Here is a 17,460-nt window from a genome sequence, read left to right on the forward strand (position 1 = left end):
GGCCTGATGCTTGACGAGAGGCGACGGCCGGGCGGGTTGTCACCCGCCCTTGAAGGCCGCCGGCAGCCAGAGGGCGAGATCGGGCCAGATGATCAGCAGCACGATCATCGCCATCATGACGAAGAGGAAGGGCAGGGAGCCGGCGACCACGTCGCGGAACGGCCCGCCGCCGCGCACCGCCTGGACGATGAACAGGTTCATGCCGACGGGGGGCGTGATCAGGGCCGCTTCGATCAGGATCACGAAGACGACGCCGAACCACAGCGGATCGAACCCGGCCTGAACCACGATCGGCACGATGATCGGCGTGGTGGCGATCATCATCGACAGCGTGTCCATGAAGCAGCCGAGGATCAGATAGAGCAGCACGATCGCGCCCAGGATCATCAACGGCGACAGGTCGAGATCGGCGATCAGGCCGGTGACGGCCGTGGTCAGGCCGATATTGACCATGACGAAGTTGAGGAAATAGGCCGCGAGCACGATGAACATGACCATGGCCGTGGTGCGTGCGGTGCCTTCGAAGGCGGCGAGCAGGGTGGCGCGGTCCAGCCTGCGACGGGCAGCGGCGATGGCGAAGGCGCCGAGCAGGCCCAGCGCCGCGGCTTCGGTGGGCGTGGCGAGCCCGGCATAGATCGAGCCCACGACCAGCGCGAACAGCACCAGGATCGGCAGCAGCCCCAGCAGCCCCTTGAGCGTGGGGCGGTTGCCGGTCGACCGGCCGGCGAGGGCGGGGTTGATCAGGCAGGAGACGGCGATGATGCCGGAAAACAGCGCCGCCATCAGCAGCCCCGGCAGCATGCTCGCGGCATAGAGATCGCCCACCGAGACGTCTGCCAGCACGCCATAGAGGATCATGTTGATCGAGGGCGGGATCAGGATGCCCAGCGTGCCGCCGGCCGCGAGCGACCCCAGGAACAGCGACGGGTTGTAACCCAGCCGGTTCATGTTCGGCACCGCCAGCGTGCTGATCGTGGCCGCGGTCGCGACCGATGAGCCGGAAGTGGCGGCAAACAGCGCGCAGGAGGCGATGTTGGTGTGCATGATGCCGCCGGGCACGCGGCTGACATAGGGGTCGATGCCGTCATAGGTTTCAGCGGCCACGCCCGAGCGCAGCAGCAGTTCACCCATCAGGATGAACATCGGCACCGAGGTCAGCAGAAAGTCGGTCGAGGCCCCCCACATGATGTCGCCGAGCGCCGGCAGCGGCGACAGGAAGCCGTAGAGATCGCCAAGGATCACCGCCAGGATGCCGAGCGCCACGCCGACCGGCAGGCCCAGCGCCAGAAGGATCAGAAGGGAACCGCCTGCGACGCCGATCATCTTGCGGCCTCCATCTGAAGATCGCCGCGTGCGGCGTCGAGATCATGGGCGACCTCGGCGCCTTCGCCACCGAAATCGGGCAGGCCGGCAATGCGGCCAACCTCGGCATCTCGGCCGCGGACGAGGGCGATGAGGGCGAGCACGGCGAGCCCTGCGGCGATCAGCGCGAACCAGGTCATACCGGCCGCCCAGATCGCCTGCGGGATCCATTGTTGCAGCCCGAGCGGGGAATTGGAGATGGCGCCCAGCTCAGCACTCTGAACGGTCAGGTCCCAGGCATACCAGGCGATGGCACCGGCCACCGGTACGGTGGCGAGGATGGCGAAGACGTCCATCAGCGACCGCAGCCGCCCGCGGGTCAGCTTGACCAGCGGGTCGATGCGGATATGGGCACGTTCGACCAGCGCGAAGGACAGGCCGAAGGCGACCGTGGCGCCGAACAGATAGCGCGAGATTTCAAAGCTGTAGAAGGGGCTGGTCGACCAGATGTTGCGGGCGATCACGTCGCCGGCGATCAGCAGGCCGGCCGCCAGGACCAGGATGCCGGCGATCCAGGCGGACCAGCGCGACAGACGGATGATGAGGGTCATGAGGGCCGGCCTCCTTCGGCTTGGCCGCGCGTGCGGCCGATGGCTGCGGGGGCGAAGCGGGTGACCGTGGCGGCCGACCTCAGACCGGCGGCGGAACCTCGGCGGCGAAGTGGCGGGCCATGTCGAGCCGGCTGGTCACCCAGACATCGGGGCGGCTCGCCACATGGGCCATGAAGCGGTCGAGCGCCCATATCCGGCCCGGGCGGCCGATGATGCGCAGATGCAGGCCCAGCGACATCATCCGCGGTGCCTCGGCACCTTCCTCGTACAGCTGCTCGAAAGTGGCGATCGCATAGTCCAGCCACTGCTGCGGGGTATAGCCCGGCGCCAGCCAGAACTTCATGTCGTTGGTGTCGAGCGCATAGGGCATGATCACGATCGGCTTCGGGCCCCGGGCGGTTTCCACCACATCCCAGCGCGGCACGTCGTCGCTGTAATCGTCCATGTGATAGACGAAGCCTTCCTCGGCCAGCGTCTTGCGCAGGAAGGGCGTGTGCATGTAGCGCGACAGCCAGCCATGGGGGCGGGTGCCGGTGGTGGCCGCGATGCTGGCGATCGCCTTCTTCACGAACTCCCGCTCGCGCTCTTCGCCATAGCTGAACTGATGGATCCAGCGCCAGCCATGCGAGCAGGCCTCGTGGCCGCCCTCTGCGATCGCCTTCGCCAGCTCCGGCGCCTGTTCCAGCGCGGTGGCGGCGGCCGTGAAGGTCACCTTGAAGCCGTAGCGGTCCAGCAGCTTCAGCACCCGCGGCGCTCCGGCGCGGATGCCGTAGTCGTAATTGCTTTCGTTGCCGTAATTCCGGATCGGAATCTTCAGCGACACGCCCAGCTCGTCGACCGGTTCGGGGCCCTTGTCGCCGCGGGCGATCGACATCTCCGCACCCTCTTCGACGTTCACGACGATCGACATCGCGAGCCGCGCGCCGTTCGGCCAACGGAAGCTCATCCCAGATCCCCTGCATGTGTTATTTGTCCGGACAACTCTCGGACCGTGGCGGCATGATGTCAACCGATTGTTTGCACGCCGCAGCACGCCCCGCCACAATCGGCGGCCGGAAACCGCTGCACCTCGCGCGGGGGTAAAGCCAGCCCGCGCAACCACACGCAAGGGGCGGTGACCGGGAACCGCAAAGGCCAGGAGGCGTGCCGATGTACATCCTGTTGTTGACCTATACAGCACCGCTGGAGGCGGTGGATGCCGAGCTGGAGGCGCATAAGGTCTGGGTGGGCGAGCATTTCGCCACCGGCGCCTTCGTGCTGGCCGGCCGGCGGGTGCCGCGCAGCGGCGGCTTCATCCTGGCGACCAGTCTGGCGCGAGAGGCGCTGGACCGGATCATCGCCGCCGATCCCTTCGTGACCGCGGGGGTCGCCGTCTACGACGTCTACGAGGTGGCGCCGACCAGGGCGGCCGATGCGCTGAAGGGCCTGCTGCCGACCGGTTGATCCGACCGTCTTGCCGCGGCGGGGCAATTGTCTATGCTTATTCCGATCCCGCGGCGCCGGCCGCGGGCCACCGGTTTCGGGATGCCCCGCCGTGCCAGACGCGCCCGCCGCCTCGCTCCATCAGCGCATCTATGGCGACATAGAGGGCGGCATTCTGGATGGCCGGCTGAAGCCGGGGGATCGCATCCCGTCCGAACACGAGCTGATGGAGGTCTATGGCTGCTCGCGCATGACCGTGAGCAAGGCCCTGACCGCGCTGGCTGCGGCCGGGCTGATTGAGCGCCGCCGCCGCGCCGGATCCTTCGTCACCCGCCCGCGGATCGAGCGCACGGTGATGGAGATCCAGGATTTCGCGGTGGAGGCGGCGCGTGCCGGGCGCAGCTACGCCTATGAACAGCTGTCGCGTGAGGTGCTGCGCCTGACCGAAGCCCAGGGCAGCGCCTTTCCGGTGCCGGCCGGCACCGAGGTGCTGCGACTGGAGGGGCTGCACCGGATCGACGGGGTGGCTGTCGCGCTGGAACGCCGGCTGGTGATGCTGGATGCCGTGCCGGCGGCGCGGGAGATGGATTTCACCACCACCGCACCCGGCCGCTGGCTGTTGCAGCAGGTGCCGTGGTCGGATGCCGTGCATGTGATCGGCGCCGGCCTTGCCGATGCCCCGACCGCGCGGCTGCTCAACCTGGATCGCGGCGATGCGCTGCTGATCCTGGACCGCGAAACCCGGCAGGGGGTGCGGACCATCACCCAGGTCCGCCTGTTCCACCCGGCGGGGCTTTACCGCTTCGTCGGCCGGTTCAGCCCGGGGTCCGCCGCCGGCTGATCGGCCGCCATCGCCCTGAGCTCGGTCTTCAGCACCTTGCCGTAATTGTTCTTGGGCAGGGCATCGACGAAGACATAGCGCTTCGGCCGCTTGAAGGCGGCGATCTGCTGCCGGCACCAGAGGTCGAGCGTGGCGGCATCTGCGGCATCCGTGCCGGCGGTCACCACGAAGGCCACCACCCGCTCGCCCCAGTCGTCGTCATGCTCGCCGATCACCGCCACCTCGAACACGGCGGGGGGCAGCAGCAGGGCCTCTTCCACCTCGCGCGGGTAGATGTTGGTGCCGCCCGAGATGATGACGTCCTTGGACCGGTCGGTGAGGTGCAGGAACCCCTCGGCATCCAGATGGCCCAGATCGCCGGTGTGCAGCCAGCCATCCTTCAGGGTTTCGGCCGTCGCCTCCGGTCGGTTCCAGTAGCCGCGCATGACCGTGGGGCCCTGCACGCAGATCTCGCCGGTCTCTCCCGGCGCCAGCTCCCGGCCATCGGCATCGCGGATGGTGACCGCGACCGCGCCATGGGCGAAACCCACCGAGGCGCGCCTCTCCTGCCAGCGCGGATGGCTGCGATCGGCGACCAGCGCGCGCGGCAGAACCGAGATGGTCATGGGCGATTCCCCCTGGCCGTAGATCTGCACGAAGCGCGGGCCGAAGGCCGCCACCGCCTCGTCGATATCGGCCGCATACATCGGGCCGCCGCCATAGATGATGGTGCGGATGCCGCTGCCGTCATAGCCGGCGGCGCGGGCGGCGGTGACCAGCCGCTTGACCATGGTGGGGGCGGCGAAGAACACCAGATCGCCATGGCTGCGGGCCAGCGCCATGATCTCGGCCGGATCGAAGCCATGCGAGGCCGGCACCAGATGTGCGCCCCCCGCACGGATCTGCGCGAACATATAGAGCCCTGCGCCATGCGACATGGGTGCCGCATAAAGCATGTGGTCGCCGGCCCGTGGCTGATCGACGTCGAGCGCATAGCACAGCGTCATCTGGCGGAGATTGTCGTGGGTGAGCATCACCCCCTTCGGCCGGCCGGTGGTGCCCGAGGTGTAGAACAGCCAGGCCAGATCGTTCCGGTCGCAGGCGACCGGTGCCGTGCGCGGGCCGCCCGTCGGCACCGGTGCGCCGAGGGCGAGTTCGCTGAGGCCCGGGCAGGCGCCCAGCACGTCGCCCGTGTCGGTGAAGGCGAGTTTCGCGCCGGAATCCTGCACGATCCAGGCGGCCTCGGCCGGATGGAGCTTGCCGTTGATCGGCACCGCGACGGCGCCGATCCACCAGCAGGCATGCAGGGTTTCGAGATATTCGGCCGCATTCTTGGCGAAGATCGCCACGCGGTCGCCCTTGCCGATGCCGTGCACCCGGGCCAGGTGGCGGGCGCGGTCGGATACCGCGCCCGCCAGGCCGTCATAGCTCTGGTGCAGGCGATCGCCTTCGAACACCGCCGGCCGGTCGGGCCAGCAGAGGGCGGTCTGATGGAGCCAGCTTGCGATGTTCATCGGCTGCGCTCAGGCCCGGTCGGCCTGCAGGATGGTGGCGTAGTTGGCGACCGCCGCGCCGCCCATGTTGAAGGTGAGGCCCCATTCGGCGCCGGCCCGCTGCATCTCGCCGGCCTGGCCGGTCAGCTGACGGAAGCCGAGCGCCAGCATCGAGACACCGGTGGCACCGACCGGATGGCCCTTGGCCTTGAGCCCGCCCGAAAGGTTGACCGGCAGCTTGCCGTCGGCGAAGACGGTGCCGTCTTCCAGCGCCCGCGCGCCCTGGCCCTGGGGTGCCAGGCCCATGGCTTCGTAGATCAGCAGTTCGGCGATGGTGAAGCAGTCATGGACCTCGGCGAAGTCCAGCTGATCCAGGCCGATGCCGGCGGCCTCATAGGCGGCGCGGATCGCGCGGGCCGGGCCCTCGAAGGCGATCAGGTCGCGCCCGGCCAGCGGCAGGGTGTCCGAGACCTGCTCGGCGGCGGCGACGCGCACCCGGCGGCTGGCCGAGGCGGCATGGCCCTGATCGCTGCTGAGCACGATCGCAGCGGCACCGTCGGTGACCAGCGAGCAGTCGCTGAGCCGGAGCGGCGGGGCGATCAGCTGGTTGCGCTCGCTCACCTCGCGGCAGAATTCGTAAGGCAGCGGCTTGTGCATCTGGGCGAGCGGGTTGGCCATGGCATTGGCATGGTTCTTCGCCGCGATCCGGGCCATGGCATCCATCGGGTCGCCATGACGGTCGGCATAGGCGCGGGCGGCGATGGCGAAGACCTGCGGGAAGCTGAGGGCGGCCTCTTCCGGGTCGTTCTGATAGCCGGCACCGGCGAGAGCCCGGGTGACGTCTTCGGTGGTGCGGTGGGTCATCTTCTCGGCGCCGACCACCAGCACGTTGCGGGCCTTGCCGGCGGCGATGCGCATCATGCCGGCCTGGAAAGCCGCCGCACCCGAGGCGCAGGCATTCTCGCAGCGCGAGGCCGGGGTGAAGCGCAACGCAGGATCGGCACCCTTGACCAGCGACGAGGCGAAGCCGTCGGACACCAGGCCCGAATTGAAATGGCCCAGATAGATCGCATCGATCTCGGCCGGATCGACACCGGCCTCGTCGATCGCCTCACGCGCGGCTTCGACGATCAGCTCTTCCAGGGTCTGGGACAGGCGGCCGAAACGGGTGTGGCCGCTGCCGGTGATGTAGATCTGCGGGTCCATGGGCGCTCTCCGCGTTCATTGTCTGACAGGCGTTATTATATGACAGACGTCATCATTGTGCGACAGCCGTCGTCGATCTGCCTTGGCCCAACAGGTAAAGCTTTGCAGCGCGCCCGACAATCAGGGGATATACGTAGAAGGCTACGTAAGCGGGAGGATGACGATGCAGCCGGAGGATCTGTCGACCGAAGGGCTGGAGCTGGCCGGGTTCATGAACGCGCCGGTCGGCATCATGGTGCTGTCGCACCGCCGGATCCTGCGGGTGAACGCCGAAATCGAGGCGATCTTCGGCTGGCGCCGGGCCGAGCTGGAGGGGCGCTCGGTGCGCATGCTCTACCCGTCGAGCGTCGATTACGAGAAGACCGGCGCCCGCTGGCATCGCTGGCTGGAGAACAGCCCCCGCTACGAGGACGAGCGGTTCATGCAGTGCAAGAGCGGCGAGATCATCTGGACCCGCGCCCGCGGCCGCACGCTCACCCCCGACGACCCGTTCCGCCTGATCGTCTGGACCTTCGACCGGCTGGAGGACCGCGCGCCGGGCTCGGCCGCCCTCCCCCCGCGCGAGCGCGAGGTGACCCGCTATGTCGTCAACGGCCTGACCAGCAAACAGATCGCCCAGGCGCTGGCCATCTCGCCACGCACCGTGGAGGTGCATCGCAGCGCGATCATGCGCAAGCTGGGCGTCGCGAACACCGCCGAGCTGATCGCCAAGGTCATCGTCGAGCGCTGACCGCCGCCAGCCCCGCCAGCTGCCGCCGCCAGAAGCTGCCATGGCGGTGCAGGAAAATGCCGTCGGGGAAATGGTGGCGGGCGGCGTGGCTGATCGGGATCGCATCCCAGCCCAGATGTTCCACCGTCACCCTCGTGCCGTCCTCGACCGGGTCGAAGGCGACAAACACGCGGGTTTCCTGGTCGGCGGCGAAACTCGCCTGGCGCCAGGTCAGGGCCAGGCGGCCGGCTGTGCCTGGTGCCGGCGGTGCCTCCCAGGTCAGGATGCGGCCGATCTCGAACCGGCCGCCATCGGGTTTTTCCTCGATCAGCCGCCCCTCAGGCCCCTTCGGATCGAAGGTAAGCCGGCCGGGCGGGCCGGGGGTGAAGGCGAACAGCCCGTCCGCCTGCCACCAGAGGCCGATCTCGTCGGTGAAGGCGCGGAAGACGCGCGGTGTGGGCGCCGCGATGCGCAGCGCGACCAGGATTTTCGAGCCGGTCATTCTTCCGTCGCCTCCGCCTCCAGATGCGCCTTCAGGGCCAGCAGCTGGTGCGACCACATCCGCTCGGTCTCGTCGACCCAGGATTTGAGCGCCGAGAAGGGTTCGGGACGCAGCCGGTAGATCCGCACCCGGGCATCGAAATCGGGATGGCTTTCCTCGATCAGCCCCGCCCGGCGCAGCGCCTTCAGATGGCGGCTGGCCGCGGGCGGGCTGAGGCCGATGGCCTCGGCCAGCTCCCCCGCCCGCTGCGGGCGGGCGCGCAACAGCTCCACCACCCGGCGGCGATGCGGGTCGGCGAGGGCCGCAAGAACGCTGTCGAGAGATGCGACGGCCGTCATTCGGGCTCGGTCTCGAACCAGCCGTCGATCTTCAGCCCGCTCGCCGCCTCGGCCTCGGTGCGGCCGACCACGGCCACGGTCTGGCCGAAGCTCCAGACATGCCCCTCGGGGTCGCGGGCGCAATAGGTGAGATCGCCATAGAACTGCCGCTCCAGCGGCCGGGTGATCACCGCACCCGCCTTGACTGCCCGGTCGTGATGCGCCTCGATCCCGTCTTTCAGCTGAACATGCACGGTCTGGGTATTGCGCCCGCCGGTCTGCCGGGGGCTGGCCACGCCATCGGTCCAGATCGGGCCGATCATGACGTAGCCGTCGCCGAAGCTCATCTCGGAATGGGCGAGATTGCCGTCGGTATCGGTGACGATCAGGCTGCGCTCGAAGCCGAAGGCGGCCTCCAGCCAGTCGAGGGCGGCGAAGGGATCTTCATAGAACACGGCGGACCCGAAGGTCGGCCGGCGGAAGGGGTCGTCCATGGCGGTCACTCCCTATCAGTTTCTGATAATATTTAACGATATAGTGAATTATATCGTCAAGGAGAATTCCGGAGGGGCCTTCCTTTGAGAAGGCGCTCTGCCGCTTTGGGCGCTCAGACGTGTTGAGACCGGAGACGGTATGACTTCCAGATCTTAAGTTTTTATGGTCGTGATTAATAATAGACGGTTTTATTTGATAATAAGAGAGCAAGACCACAAGACTTTCGTCGCGAATATCAGTATCCCTATGACCTGTTTCTTCAGCGCGAAGGTATCCTGCTCGACGAGCACTTCCGCGTCGAAGGGACCCACGCCCCGCTCCTGTAAGCCCTTCGAGGCGGTCTCCCCAGGAAGCCGCAGGAGGTACCCGAAGCCAACCTCTCTGCACAAACCGCTAAAGCCGTGCGCTTCCTCCACTCATGACCGCATTCAACCTGGCCTGCCGATCGAAACGACTTCCACGCCGGCGCCCATCAGCAGGTGTTCGACACTATGGTCCCCGTGATAGGCCGCCTCACAATAAAAGTCAGCCCCTACGTCAATGCAGCGAAGGTCTGGCCTCAACATTTTCAGCGTAACAAGGGCAGTACAACACGTTCCAGCTACAGTTACGGCTGGAACCTCGGATGCAAGATTCTCCATACTCGCCCTCGTGTCCCATGTTTCATGGGGAGGTAGCATTTCCTCAAGTGCTCCCGGGCCAACATGAGGGTGGTGCTTCACAATTATACGCGTGAAATTCTCCCGCTCTACCCATCGGACAAATGCCCTGGCCACATGGAGATAAGCGTCTTGGTCCATCCATTGCCAGAGGCCCGTATGAACGACAACCAGTGCCCGAGGATCAGGAACGACCGACGGCCGGACTGGTTGCCATGCGAGGACGTCAACTTTGTCCGCAGGTGCCTTCAGGCCGATCTCGGTAAACGAAACCACCCGACAGATGCCTGGCTCAAAGGCTCCAGATAGATGCCCTACTGGCGTATGCCAACGCAGACCGAGAAGCCGCGCAAGGGAGGGTTTGACGACCCACCGCCAGCGCGCGCGATTACGAGGCGTAATCTCCTGAAAATTAAAAATCCCCTCTACGACAAGGGCCACCTCTACATCCTGACGCTCAGCCGTCATTAATAGAAGATGATTGGTAAGAAGATTCTCAATATTTACGATGTAAACATGGCTTAGCTCGCGTGCATTGATCGCCTCTCGTATCAATCGAGCCGCAGAGCGATAAAACGATATGAATGGCCATTGCCCCAACAATGTCTGTCTGGGCTTTGCTGGATAGGCAAGATGGTATCCAAATTTGTCAAGCCAAGGATCATTGATTTTCCTGGCAGAAATGACCACTACATCTTCTGGTTCAATTCCATCTTTTTCGAGAGCACAAACCAGCATGCGAAGCGATATCGCATTGTTCACAACGGTGAGGGCTCGAAAAGAGCCCTCACGTATTACTCGACGCATCCGTAGGCTCCGCAAGTTCTACAGTTATATCAGAGCATTCTTTCGGGTGATGCTGAATCATTGAGGGACTCCAAGGGACGAGATTCCTGATTCATGATCCATGTTGGTGAACGAGGCCAGCGCAGATGGGTCGTAGTCTCTCGATGGATTTGCACAAACTGTACAGAGTGAGCAACAGGAAAGGAGCGTAACGCTTCAGACCGGAGACATAGGTAACAGCTCGCCCGGGTTTCGTCTTCGGTTTGATGTGGGATGGCGGTCCTGCATCAAACTTTTCAAAGCCCGCTCTCTCCCTGATCGAGCCCAGCGCCACAAGCCCCCATTTCACCAGTCAGGTCTCCGGGCCGATCAGAAGATGCCTTCGAGCGGAAGGAACAGGTCGTAGAGATGCCGGTATTCTTGGCCACTGCATTCGCGATGGTTGTCGCTGAGCACGGCGTGGATGGTGCTCCTCGGGTTTTGATCCTAATGCTATATTCATATAGCATTATGACATCACCCGCGCTAAGCTCCCTCCATGAGCGATACCGGGGGTGGGATCCGGGATATGGATGAAGGCGAAAAGGTGGGAGAAGGCGGGCGTGCGGCGCTGGGGCGCGAGGGGCCGACGCCGCTCTATCACCGGCTCTATGTCATCTTTCGCGAGAAGATTCTGGGCGGGGAGCTGCGTGACGGCGACGTGCTGCCGGCGGAGCTGGATATCGCGCGGGATTATGGCGTGTCGCGGATCACCGCCAAGCGGGCGCTGGACGATCTGGCGGCGGAAGGGCTGGTGTCGCGCCAGCGCGGCCGCGGAACCATGGTCACGCATCACTACCGGCCGGCGCCGATCCGGGCGCCGCTGGACGGGCTGATTGCGACCATTCAGAACATCGGCGCGCGGTCCGGCGTGCGGCTGGTGTCGCTGGCGCGCGTTGCAGCACCGGCCGCCATCGCCGAGGAACTGAAGATCGATCCGGGCACCGAACTGGTCGCGGCCGAGCGGGGGCGTTCGGCCGACGGGCGGCCCTTCGCGCTGCTTGCAACCCATCCCCTGCCGGCGGCGGCCGCCGCCTTCACCGAGCGGAGCCTGGCACATCGTCCGCGCCTGGGCCTGTTCGAGGAGGCGGGTTTCGCGGTTGCGGCCGCGCGTCAGAAGCTGTCGGCGCAGCTGGCCGACGACCGGCTGGCGGTGCTTCTGGAGGTCGAGCCCGGGGCGGCGCTGCTCCGGCTGACCCGAACCATGTACGACCAGGCCATGCGGCCCTTCGACCATCTGGTCTCGCTCTACGTGCCCGGCCGGTTCGAATACCGCATGGACCTGACCCGCAGCGACGACGAGGACGGCGGCTGGAAGCCCGCGCGCCTGTCGGTCGGCGAATGACGGATCAGAACGCATAAGAGATCAGAACGCGTCGGCGGCCATCGATACCGCCGGCCGGATGCATGCCTCTGGGAGACCACGTGACGTGAGTGCCATCGATCCCGTGACGCTGGCGGTGCTCGCCGGCCGCATGGAACAGATCGCCGACGAAATGGACGCGACCCTGTTCCGCAGCGCCTTCAACCCGATCATCGCCGAGGCGCATGACGCCTCCCACGGCCTTTACGATCCTTTGAGCGGCGCGACGCTGGTTCAGGGCAAGTCGGGACTGCCGATCTTCGTGGGCGTGATGGCCTTCGCGGTCAAATCGGTGATCGACAAGGCCGCCCGCGACGGCGACCTGGAAGACGGCGACGTCTACATCTTCAACGAGGCCTATGCCGGCGGCACCCATTTCTCGGACATGCGGCTGGTGCGGCCGTATTTCCGCGATGGCCGGGTCTTCTGCTATCTGGCCTCGGTGGGCCACTGGCACGATGTCGGCGGCAATGTGCCCGGCAACTACAACCCGGTCGCGACCGAAGCCTTTCAGGAGGCGGTGGTCATCCCGCCGGTCAAGGTGATGCGGGCGGGCCGGCTCAACCGCGACATCGTCGACATCCTGCTGATGAATTCCCGCCAGCCGAATTCGGCCTTCGGTGACCTGAACGGCCAGCTGAACGCGCTGGATCTGGGCGTGAAGCGGCTGGATGCGCTGCTCGACGAATACGGTCCCGATCTGGTCAAGGCGGCGCTCGATGCGCTGGGCGACCGGGCCGAGACGCTCATGCGCGCCGCCATTTCGAGCCTGCCCGACGGCAGCTGGCAGGCCGAGGATTTCCTGGACAATGACGGCATTTCCGACGAGCCGCTGCCGATCCGGCTGACGCTGACCATCAGGGGCGACCGGCTGACGCTCGACTTCACCGGCTCGGCCGGGCCGGCGCAGGGGCCGATCAATATCAGCCGCTCCACCTCCATCGCCTGCTGCTATGTGGCGATCAAGCACATCTTCCCGGACCTGCCGGCCAATGCCGGCGTGATGCGGCCGATCGACTTCGTGATCCCGGACAAGTCCCTGCTCTCGGCCGAATTCCCCAAGCCGGTCGGCGGCTATACCGAGACGATTTTGCGAATGATCGACGTGATCTTCGCAACCTTCGCAAACGCGGCACCGGACCGGGTGAACGGCAATGCCTATGGCACGATCAACGCCCTGTCGCTGGCCGGCCACCGGGCCGATGGTCGGCGCTGGGTGATGTTCTCTTTCTATGGCGGCGGGCTGGGCGGCAGCCCGGCGGGCGACGGGCTGAACCACGGCAATGCGCCGATTTCCACCGCCACCATCCCGCCGGTCGAGATCCTGGAGGCGGCCTATCCGGTGATGTTCACCGAATGGGCGCTGCGCCCCGACAGTGCCGGCCCCGGCCAGGCGCGCGGCGGCGTGGGTGCCGTCTACGAGATCGAGCTGCTGGAAGAGGACGCCCAGGTCTTCCTGTTCGGCGAGCGCGGCAAGTTCGCGCCCAAGGGCGTGGTCGGCGGCGGCGAGGCGGCGCTCAACCGCTTCCACTACCAGCAGGATGACGGCTGGCACGAGCCGGAGAAGGTGTCCAAGACCATCGGCGTGAAGCTGGCCCGCGGCCAGCGGGTGCGGCTGGAAACCCCGGGCGGCGGCGGTTACGGCGACCCGGCGAAGCGCGACCCCCAGGCGATCGCCCGCGACATCCGGCTGGGCTACCTGACGCCCGAGGCGGCCGCCCGCGATTACGGCTACACGCCCGAATAACCCACGCCAGACACGGATATTGCGACCCATGAGCAAGGATTTCGTCATCGGCGTGGACGTCGGCGGCACCTTCACCGACGTCTTCTTCCTGAACGAGGCCGAGGGCACCGCCCAGGTTTCCAAGGTGCCGACCTCGCGCCCCGACCAGTCGGCGGGCTTTCTGGACGGCATCTCGACCCGGGTGCCCGACAAGGCGCGGATCGCCACCGTCGTTCACGGCACCACCGCCGGCACCAATGCGCTGCTGGAGCGCAAGGGCGCGCGGATCGGCGTGATCACCACGCGTGGCTTCCGCGACGTGTTGGAAATGCGCCGCCGCGACCGGCCCAAGACCTGGGGGCTGTGGGGAACGTTCGAACCGGTGGTGCCGCGCGATCTGCGCCGCGAGGTGCGCGAGCGCGTGCTGGCCGACGGCACGCTGCGCGAGGCGGTGGACCTGGCCGCGGTGGAGGCCGAGGCCCGCGCGCTGATCGAGGCGGGCTGTGCCGCCATCGCCATCCTGTTCGTCAACGCCTATGCCAACCCGGCCAATGAACGCGCGGCGGTGGCGGCGGTGCGGGCGCTCTGGCCCAACGACCATGTCACCTGCTCGACCGAGATCCTGCCCGAGATCCGCGAATTCGAGCGGTTCTCGACCACCGCGCTCAACGCTTATCTCCAACCCGAGGTCGGCGGTTATCTGAAGCGGCTGGAAGATGCGCTGATCGCCGACGGTTTCGGTGGCGAATTCCTGATCGTGCAGTCCAATGGCGGGGTGATGTCGGTGGACACCGCCCGCCGGCTGCCGGTGCGGACCGCGCTCTCGGGCCCGGCGGCCGGCGTGATCGCGGCCGGCTATATCGCCGGACAGGCGGGCTTTCCCAACGTCATCACCGGCGATATCGGCGGCACCAGCTTCGACGTCTCGCTGATCGCCGACGGCCGCACCGTGCTGTCGCCCCAGACCTCGATCGATTACGGCATGGTCGTGCGCACGCCGATGATCGAGATCACCACCATCGGCGCCGGCGGCGGGTCGATCGCCTGGGTCGACAAGGGCGGGATGCTGAATATCGGCCCGGAAAGCGCCGGGTCGACCCCGGGCCCGGTCTGCTATGGCAATGGCGGCGACCGGCCGACGGTGACCGATGCCAATGTCGTGCTGGGCCGGATCAATGCCGATCGGCCGATCGGCGGCAAGCTTGCCCGGCTGGACCGCGAGGCGGCGTTGGCGGCGATCGAGGCGCAGGTGGCGACGCCGCTGGGGCTGGAGCCGATGGCGGCGGCCGAGGCCATCATCCGGGTTGCGAATTCGCGCATGGCCGGCGCCATCCGCCTGGTGTCGATCGAACGCGGCTACGACCCGAAGCGCTTCGCGCTGATGCCCTTCGGCGGCGGCGGTTCGCTGCATGTCGGCGCGTTGATGAAGGATGTCGGCCTGGGCCGGGCCCTGGTGCCGCGCTATCCGGGCGTCACCTCGGCGCTGGGCTGCGTGATCGCCGACATGCGCCACGACTATGTCCAGACGATCAATGCGGTGCTGGATGCGGTCGACCCCGCCATGCTGGCCGGGGCAATGCGCGAGCATGCGGCCGGCGGGCTGAAGCTGCTGGCGGCGGCGGGTGTGACGCTTGACGCCAAGACCGTGCGCTTCGAATTCGACATGGCCTATCTGGGCCAGACCCACACGGTGCCGGTGCCGTTCGAGATCGCGGTCGATGCCGCCGGCGATCCGGCGCCGTTCAGCATCGCCGACATCGCGGCGGCCTTCGAGGATGCCTATCGCGGCGTTTATGGCCGGCTGCTGGAGGGCGGCACCATGCGGGTGCTGAACCTGCGCACCGCCGTGATCGGCACCCGGCCCAAATTCGATCTGGGCGTGCTGGCCCCCACCACCACCGGCGGCGCCGATCTGGCCCGCACCGGCACCCGGCCGGTCTATGTCGACGGCGCCTGGCACGATGCCGGCATCTATGCCCGGCTGGAGCTGCCGGTCGACAGCGTGGTGGAGGGGCCGGCGATCCTGGAACAGCCCGACACCACCATCTTCGTCGAACCCGACCTTTATGCCACGGTCGACCGGTTCGGCAACCTGGTCATCGCCCGCAAGAGTGACCGTGAGGGAGCCTGACCCATGGCCGATTTCTTCGCCGACTTCCAGCCCGCCCGCACCGCCCTGCTGATCGTCGACCTGCAGAACGACTTTCTGCATCCCGACGGCGCCTATGCCCGCGGCGGCGCCGGATCGCCCGAAATCGCCGCCCTGCCGGCGCGGGTGAAGCCGGTGGCCGATGCCCTGCGCGCGGCCGGCGGCTTCGTCATCTCCACCCAGTTCACCCTGGTGCCCGGGCGGGGCGGCGAGCCGATGATCGCCGATCATCTGCGCCAGATCCGCCCCTTTCTGCGCCGGGGCGATTTTCTGCCCGGCGGCTGGGGCCATGCCCTGGTCGACGAGCTGCAGCCGGCCGATTTCACCGTCGAGAAGGTCGCCTACAGCGCCTTCTATCAGTCGCGGCTGGATTTCGTGCTGGCGCGTGCCGGCATCGACCGGCTGATCGCCTGCGGCATCGTCACCAATGGCGGCGTGGCGAGCACGGTGCGCGAGGCCCATGTCCGTGGCCTGCCCACACTGGTACTCTCCGACGGCTGTGCGGCGATGAAGCCGGATCTGCACGACGCCACCATCACCGTGCTCTCGTCCATCGGGCCGGTGATGAGCTGCGCCGAGGCCGAAACCCGCATCCGTGCTGCAGTATGAGCCAAGCCTTTCCCGACCTGCCTTCCCCGACCCGAGGACAACACCCCATGGCCCGTGAAACCCGCCCCGCCTTCCAGTGGGAAGATCCGCTGAACCTTGCCGGCGAGCTGTCGGAAGAGGAGCGGATGATCCGCGACACCGCGCATGACTATGCGCAGGAGAAGCTCCAGACCCGGGTGCTGGAGGCCAATCGTCACGAGATCTTCCATCGCGAGATCATGACCGAAATGGGCGCGCTGGGCCTGCTGGGCTGCACCCTGCCCGAGGAGTATGGCTGCGCGGGCCTGTCTTACGTGGCTTACGGCCTGGTGGCGCGCGAGGTGGAGCGGGTCGACAGCGGCTATCGCTCGGCGATGAGCGTGCAGTCCTCGCTGGTGATGTATCCGATCTACGCCTTCGGCACCGAAGAGCAGCGCCGCAAATACCTGCCGCGCCTGGCGACCGGCGAACTGGTCGGCTGCTTCGGCCTGACCGAGCCCGATGCCGGCTCCGACCCCTCGTCGATGCGCACCCGCGCCCGCAAGGTCGATGGCGGCTACGAGATTTCGGGCACCAAGACCTGGATCACCAATGCGCCGATCGCCGACGTTTTCGTGGTCTGGGCCAAGGATGATCACGGCTCGATCCGCGGTTTCGTGCTGGAAAAGGGCATGACGGGGCTGACCGCGCCCAAGATCGAGGGCAAGTTCTCGCTGCGCGCCTCGATCACCGGCCAGATCGCCATGGATCAGGTCTTCGTGCCCGAAGAGAACGCCTTCCCCGAGGTCCGCGGCCTGACCGGCCCGTTCTCGTGTCTGAACAATGCCCGCTACGGCATCGCCTGGGGGGCGATGGGTGCTGCGGAATTCTGCTGGCATGCCGCGCGTCAGTACACCATGGACCGGATCATGTTCGGCCGGCCGCTGGCCGCCACCCAGCTGATCCAGAAGAAGCTGGCCGATATGCAGACGGAAATTGCGCTCGGCCTGACCGCGGCGCTGCAGCTGGGCCGGCTGAAGGATCGCGGCACCGCGGCGCCCGAGGCGATCAGCCTGCTGAAGCGCAACAATTGCGGCAAGGCGCTGGAGATTGCCCGGGTCGCCCGCGACATGCATGGCGGCAACGGCATCGCCGACGAGTATCATGTGATCCGTCACATGTGCAATCTGGAGGCCGTGAATACCTATGAAGGCACCCACGACGTCCATGCGCTGATCCTGGGCCGCGCCCAGACCGGCATCGCCGCCTTCGGCTGATCCGGTCTGCCGGCGAC

At 66.7% G+C, this 17,460-nt stretch carries 17 protein-coding genes; 8 read left to right on the top strand and 9 right to left on the bottom strand.

Going from position 1 to position 17,460, the window contains the following annotated elements; genetic code table 11:
• Positions 1 to 39 precede the first annotated feature (39 nt).
• The 3 genes from CMO28_RS11300 to CMO28_RS11310 all read right to left on the bottom strand — a co-directional run bounded on the left by CMO28_RS11300 (position 40) and on the right by CMO28_RS11310 (position 2,859).
• Entirely contained in the window at positions 40 to 1,323 is a 1,284-nt protein-coding gene (locus CMO28_RS11300) for a TRAP transporter large permease (protein WP_296713474.1), read from the bottom strand.
• Entirely contained in the window at positions 1,320 to 1,913 is a 594-nt protein-coding gene (locus tag CMO28_RS11305; protein WP_296713476.1) for a TRAP transporter small permease subunit, read from the bottom strand. Before CMO28_RS11305 ends, CMO28_RS11300 begins: the two co-directional genes overlap by 4 nt.
• Before the next feature lie 79 nt (positions 1,914 to 1,992).
• The gene (locus CMO28_RS11310; protein WP_296713478.1) at positions 1,993 to 2,859 is read right to left on the bottom strand and encodes a polysaccharide deacetylase family protein; all 867 of its coding nucleotides are present in this window, start codon (positions 2,857 to 2,859) and stop codon (positions 1,993 to 1,995) included.
• 203 nt (positions 2,860 to 3,062) lie between these two features.
• Here CMO28_RS11310 and CMO28_RS11315 point away from each other — a divergent pair, with 203 nt between their 5' ends.
• Together CMO28_RS11315 and CMO28_RS11320 are read left to right on the top strand one after the other, a co-directional pair.
• Entirely contained in the window at positions 3,063 to 3,356 is a 294-nt protein-coding gene (locus tag CMO28_RS11315; RefSeq protein ID WP_296713480.1) for a YciI family protein, read from the top strand.
• A gap of 91 nt (positions 3,357 to 3,447) precedes the next feature.
• Positions 3,448 to 4,176 carry a UTRA domain-containing protein gene (locus tag CMO28_RS11320; protein WP_296713482.1) on the top strand — a complete coding sequence of 243 codons (729 nt, stop codon included), beginning with the start codon at positions 3,448 to 3,450 and terminating at the stop codon, positions 4,174 to 4,176.
• Here the strand turns inward: CMO28_RS11320 and CMO28_RS11325 are convergent.
• A complete protein-coding gene (locus tag CMO28_RS11325) occupies positions 4,131 to 5,669 on the bottom strand; it encodes a class I adenylate-forming enzyme family protein (protein ID WP_296713484.1) in 1,539 nt (512 codons plus the stop codon). The genes CMO28_RS11320 and CMO28_RS11325 overlap by 46 nt on opposite strands.
• 9 nt (positions 5,670 to 5,678) lie before the next feature.
• Positions 5,679 to 6,854, bottom strand: a complete 1,176-nt coding sequence (locus tag CMO28_RS11330) for a thiolase domain-containing protein (RefSeq protein WP_296713487.1) — start codon at positions 6,852 to 6,854, stop codon at positions 5,679 to 5,681.
• Between the two features lie 163 nt (positions 6,855 to 7,017).
• Here CMO28_RS11330 and CMO28_RS11335 point away from each other — a divergent pair, with 163 nt between their 5' ends.
• Positions 7,018 to 7,584, top strand: coding sequence for a LuxR C-terminal-related transcriptional regulator (locus CMO28_RS11335; RefSeq protein WP_296713490.1), 567 nt, complete (start codon positions 7,018 to 7,020; stop codon positions 7,582 to 7,584).
• Here CMO28_RS11335 and CMO28_RS11340 read toward each other — a convergent pair.
• From CMO28_RS11340 to CMO28_RS11355, 4 genes are all read right to left on the bottom strand, one after another.
• A complete protein-coding gene (locus CMO28_RS11340) occupies positions 7,568 to 8,065 on the bottom strand; it encodes an SRPBCC domain-containing protein (RefSeq protein ID WP_296713493.1) in 498 nt (165 codons plus the stop codon). The genes CMO28_RS11335 and CMO28_RS11340 overlap by 17 nt on opposite strands.
• Positions 8,062 to 8,403: an ArsR/SmtB family transcription factor gene (locus tag CMO28_RS11345; RefSeq protein ID WP_296713496.1), complete on the bottom strand. Its 342-nt coding sequence runs from the start codon at positions 8,401 to 8,403 to the stop codon at positions 8,062 to 8,064. Before CMO28_RS11345 ends, CMO28_RS11340 begins: the two co-directional genes overlap by 4 nt.
• Complete coding sequence (locus CMO28_RS11350; RefSeq protein ID WP_296713498.1) at positions 8,400 to 8,876, bottom strand: VOC family protein; 477 nt, start codon at positions 8,874 to 8,876, stop codon at positions 8,400 to 8,402. Before CMO28_RS11350 ends, CMO28_RS11345 begins: the two co-directional genes overlap by 4 nt.
• Before the next feature lie 429 nt (positions 8,877 to 9,305).
• On the bottom strand, positions 9,306 to 10,274 hold the full coding sequence (locus CMO28_RS11355) for a hypothetical protein (protein ID WP_296713502.1): 969 nt from the start codon (positions 10,272 to 10,274) through the stop codon (positions 9,306 to 9,308).
• A 616-nt stretch (positions 10,275 to 10,890) separates the two neighbouring features.
• Between CMO28_RS11355 and CMO28_RS11360 the strand changes: the two genes are divergently transcribed.
• The 5 genes from CMO28_RS11360 to CMO28_RS11380 are packed head-to-tail and all read left to right on the top strand — an operon-like array spanning position 10,891 to position 17,443.
• Positions 10,891 to 11,706, top strand: coding sequence for a GntR family transcriptional regulator (locus CMO28_RS11360; RefSeq protein ID WP_296713504.1), 816 nt, complete (start codon positions 10,891 to 10,893; stop codon positions 11,704 to 11,706).
• Between the two features lie 58 nt (positions 11,707 to 11,764).
• A complete protein-coding gene (locus tag CMO28_RS11365; RefSeq protein ID WP_322111331.1) occupies positions 11,765 to 13,471 on the top strand; it encodes a hydantoinase B/oxoprolinase family protein in 1,707 nt (568 codons plus the stop codon).
• 28 nt (positions 13,472 to 13,499) lie between these two features.
• Positions 13,500 to 15,581: a hydantoinase/oxoprolinase family protein gene (locus CMO28_RS11370; RefSeq protein ID WP_296713508.1), complete on the top strand. Its 2,082-nt coding sequence runs from the start codon at positions 13,500 to 13,502 to the stop codon at positions 15,579 to 15,581.
• A 3-nt stretch (positions 15,582 to 15,584) separates the two neighbouring features.
• Positions 15,585 to 16,208, top strand: a complete 624-nt coding sequence (locus tag CMO28_RS11375; protein WP_296713509.1) for a cysteine hydrolase family protein — start codon at positions 15,585 to 15,587, stop codon at positions 16,206 to 16,208.
• Between the two features lie 47 nt (positions 16,209 to 16,255).
• On the top strand, positions 16,256 to 17,443 hold the full coding sequence (locus CMO28_RS11380) for an acyl-CoA dehydrogenase (protein ID WP_296713511.1): 1,188 nt from the start codon (positions 16,256 to 16,258) through the stop codon (positions 17,441 to 17,443).
• Positions 17,444 to 17,460: the final 17 nt, after the last annotated feature.

The sequence above is a fragment of the Tistrella sp. genome (genome assembly GCF_002684955.1).
Classification (GTDB): Bacteria; Pseudomonadota; Alphaproteobacteria; order Tistrellales; family Tistrellaceae; genus Tistrella; species Tistrella mobilis.

What these genes read in the sequence shown, in the direction of transcription:
- CMO28_RS11350 (WP_296713498.1), bottom strand. Translation starts at nt 8,876, where the DNA reads ATGGACGACCCCTTCCGCCGGCCGACCTTCGGGTCCGCCGTGTTCTAT.
- CMO28_RS11335 (WP_296713490.1), top strand. Translation starts at nt 7,018, where the DNA reads ATGCAGCCGGAGGATCTGTCGACCGAAGGGCTGGAGCTGGCCGGGTTC.
- CMO28_RS11325 (WP_296713484.1), bottom strand. Translation starts at nt 5,669, where the DNA reads ATGAACATCGCAAGCTGGCTCCATCAGACCGCCCTCTGCTGGCCCGAC.
- CMO28_RS11380 (WP_296713511.1), top strand. Translation starts at nt 16,256, where the DNA reads ATGGCCCGTGAAACCCGCCCCGCCTTCCAGTGGGAAGATCCGCTGAAC.
- CMO28_RS11375 (WP_296713509.1), top strand. Translation starts at nt 15,585, where the DNA reads ATGGCCGATTTCTTCGCCGACTTCCAGCCCGCCCGCACCGCCCTGCTG.
- CMO28_RS11340 (WP_296713493.1), bottom strand. Translation starts at nt 8,065, where the DNA reads ATGACCGGCTCGAAAATCCTGGTCGCGCTGCGCATCGCGGCGCCCACA.
- CMO28_RS11310 (WP_296713478.1), bottom strand. Translation starts at nt 2,859, where the DNA reads ATGAGCTTCCGTTGGCCGAACGGCGCGCGGCTCGCGATGTCGATCGTC.
- CMO28_RS11300 (WP_296713474.1), bottom strand. Translation starts at nt 1,323, where the DNA reads ATGATCGGCGTCGCAGGCGGTTCCCTTCTGATCCTTCTGGCGCTGGGC.
- CMO28_RS11315 (WP_296713480.1), top strand. Translation starts at nt 3,063, where the DNA reads ATGTACATCCTGTTGTTGACCTATACAGCACCGCTGGAGGCGGTGGAT.
- CMO28_RS11345 (WP_296713496.1), bottom strand. Translation starts at nt 8,403, where the DNA reads ATGACGGCCGTCGCATCTCTCGACAGCGTTCTTGCGGCCCTCGCCGAC.
- CMO28_RS11370 (WP_296713508.1), top strand. Translation starts at nt 13,500, where the DNA reads ATGAGCAAGGATTTCGTCATCGGCGTGGACGTCGGCGGCACCTTCACC.
- CMO28_RS11330 (WP_296713487.1), bottom strand. Translation starts at nt 6,854, where the DNA reads ATGGACCCGCAGATCTACATCACCGGCAGCGGCCACACCCGTTTCGGC.
- CMO28_RS11360 (WP_296713504.1), top strand. Translation starts at nt 10,891, where the DNA reads ATGGATGAAGGCGAAAAGGTGGGAGAAGGCGGGCGTGCGGCGCTGGGG.
- CMO28_RS11365 (WP_322111331.1), top strand. Translation starts at nt 11,765, where the DNA reads ATGCATGCCTCTGGGAGACCACGTGACGTGAGTGCCATCGATCCCGTG.
- CMO28_RS11305 (WP_296713476.1), bottom strand. Translation starts at nt 1,913, where the DNA reads ATGACCCTCATCATCCGTCTGTCGCGCTGGTCCGCCTGGATCGCCGGC.
- CMO28_RS11355 (WP_296713502.1), bottom strand. Translation starts at nt 10,274, where the DNA reads ATGCTGGTTTGTGCTCTCGAAAAAGATGGAATTGAACCAGAAGATGTA.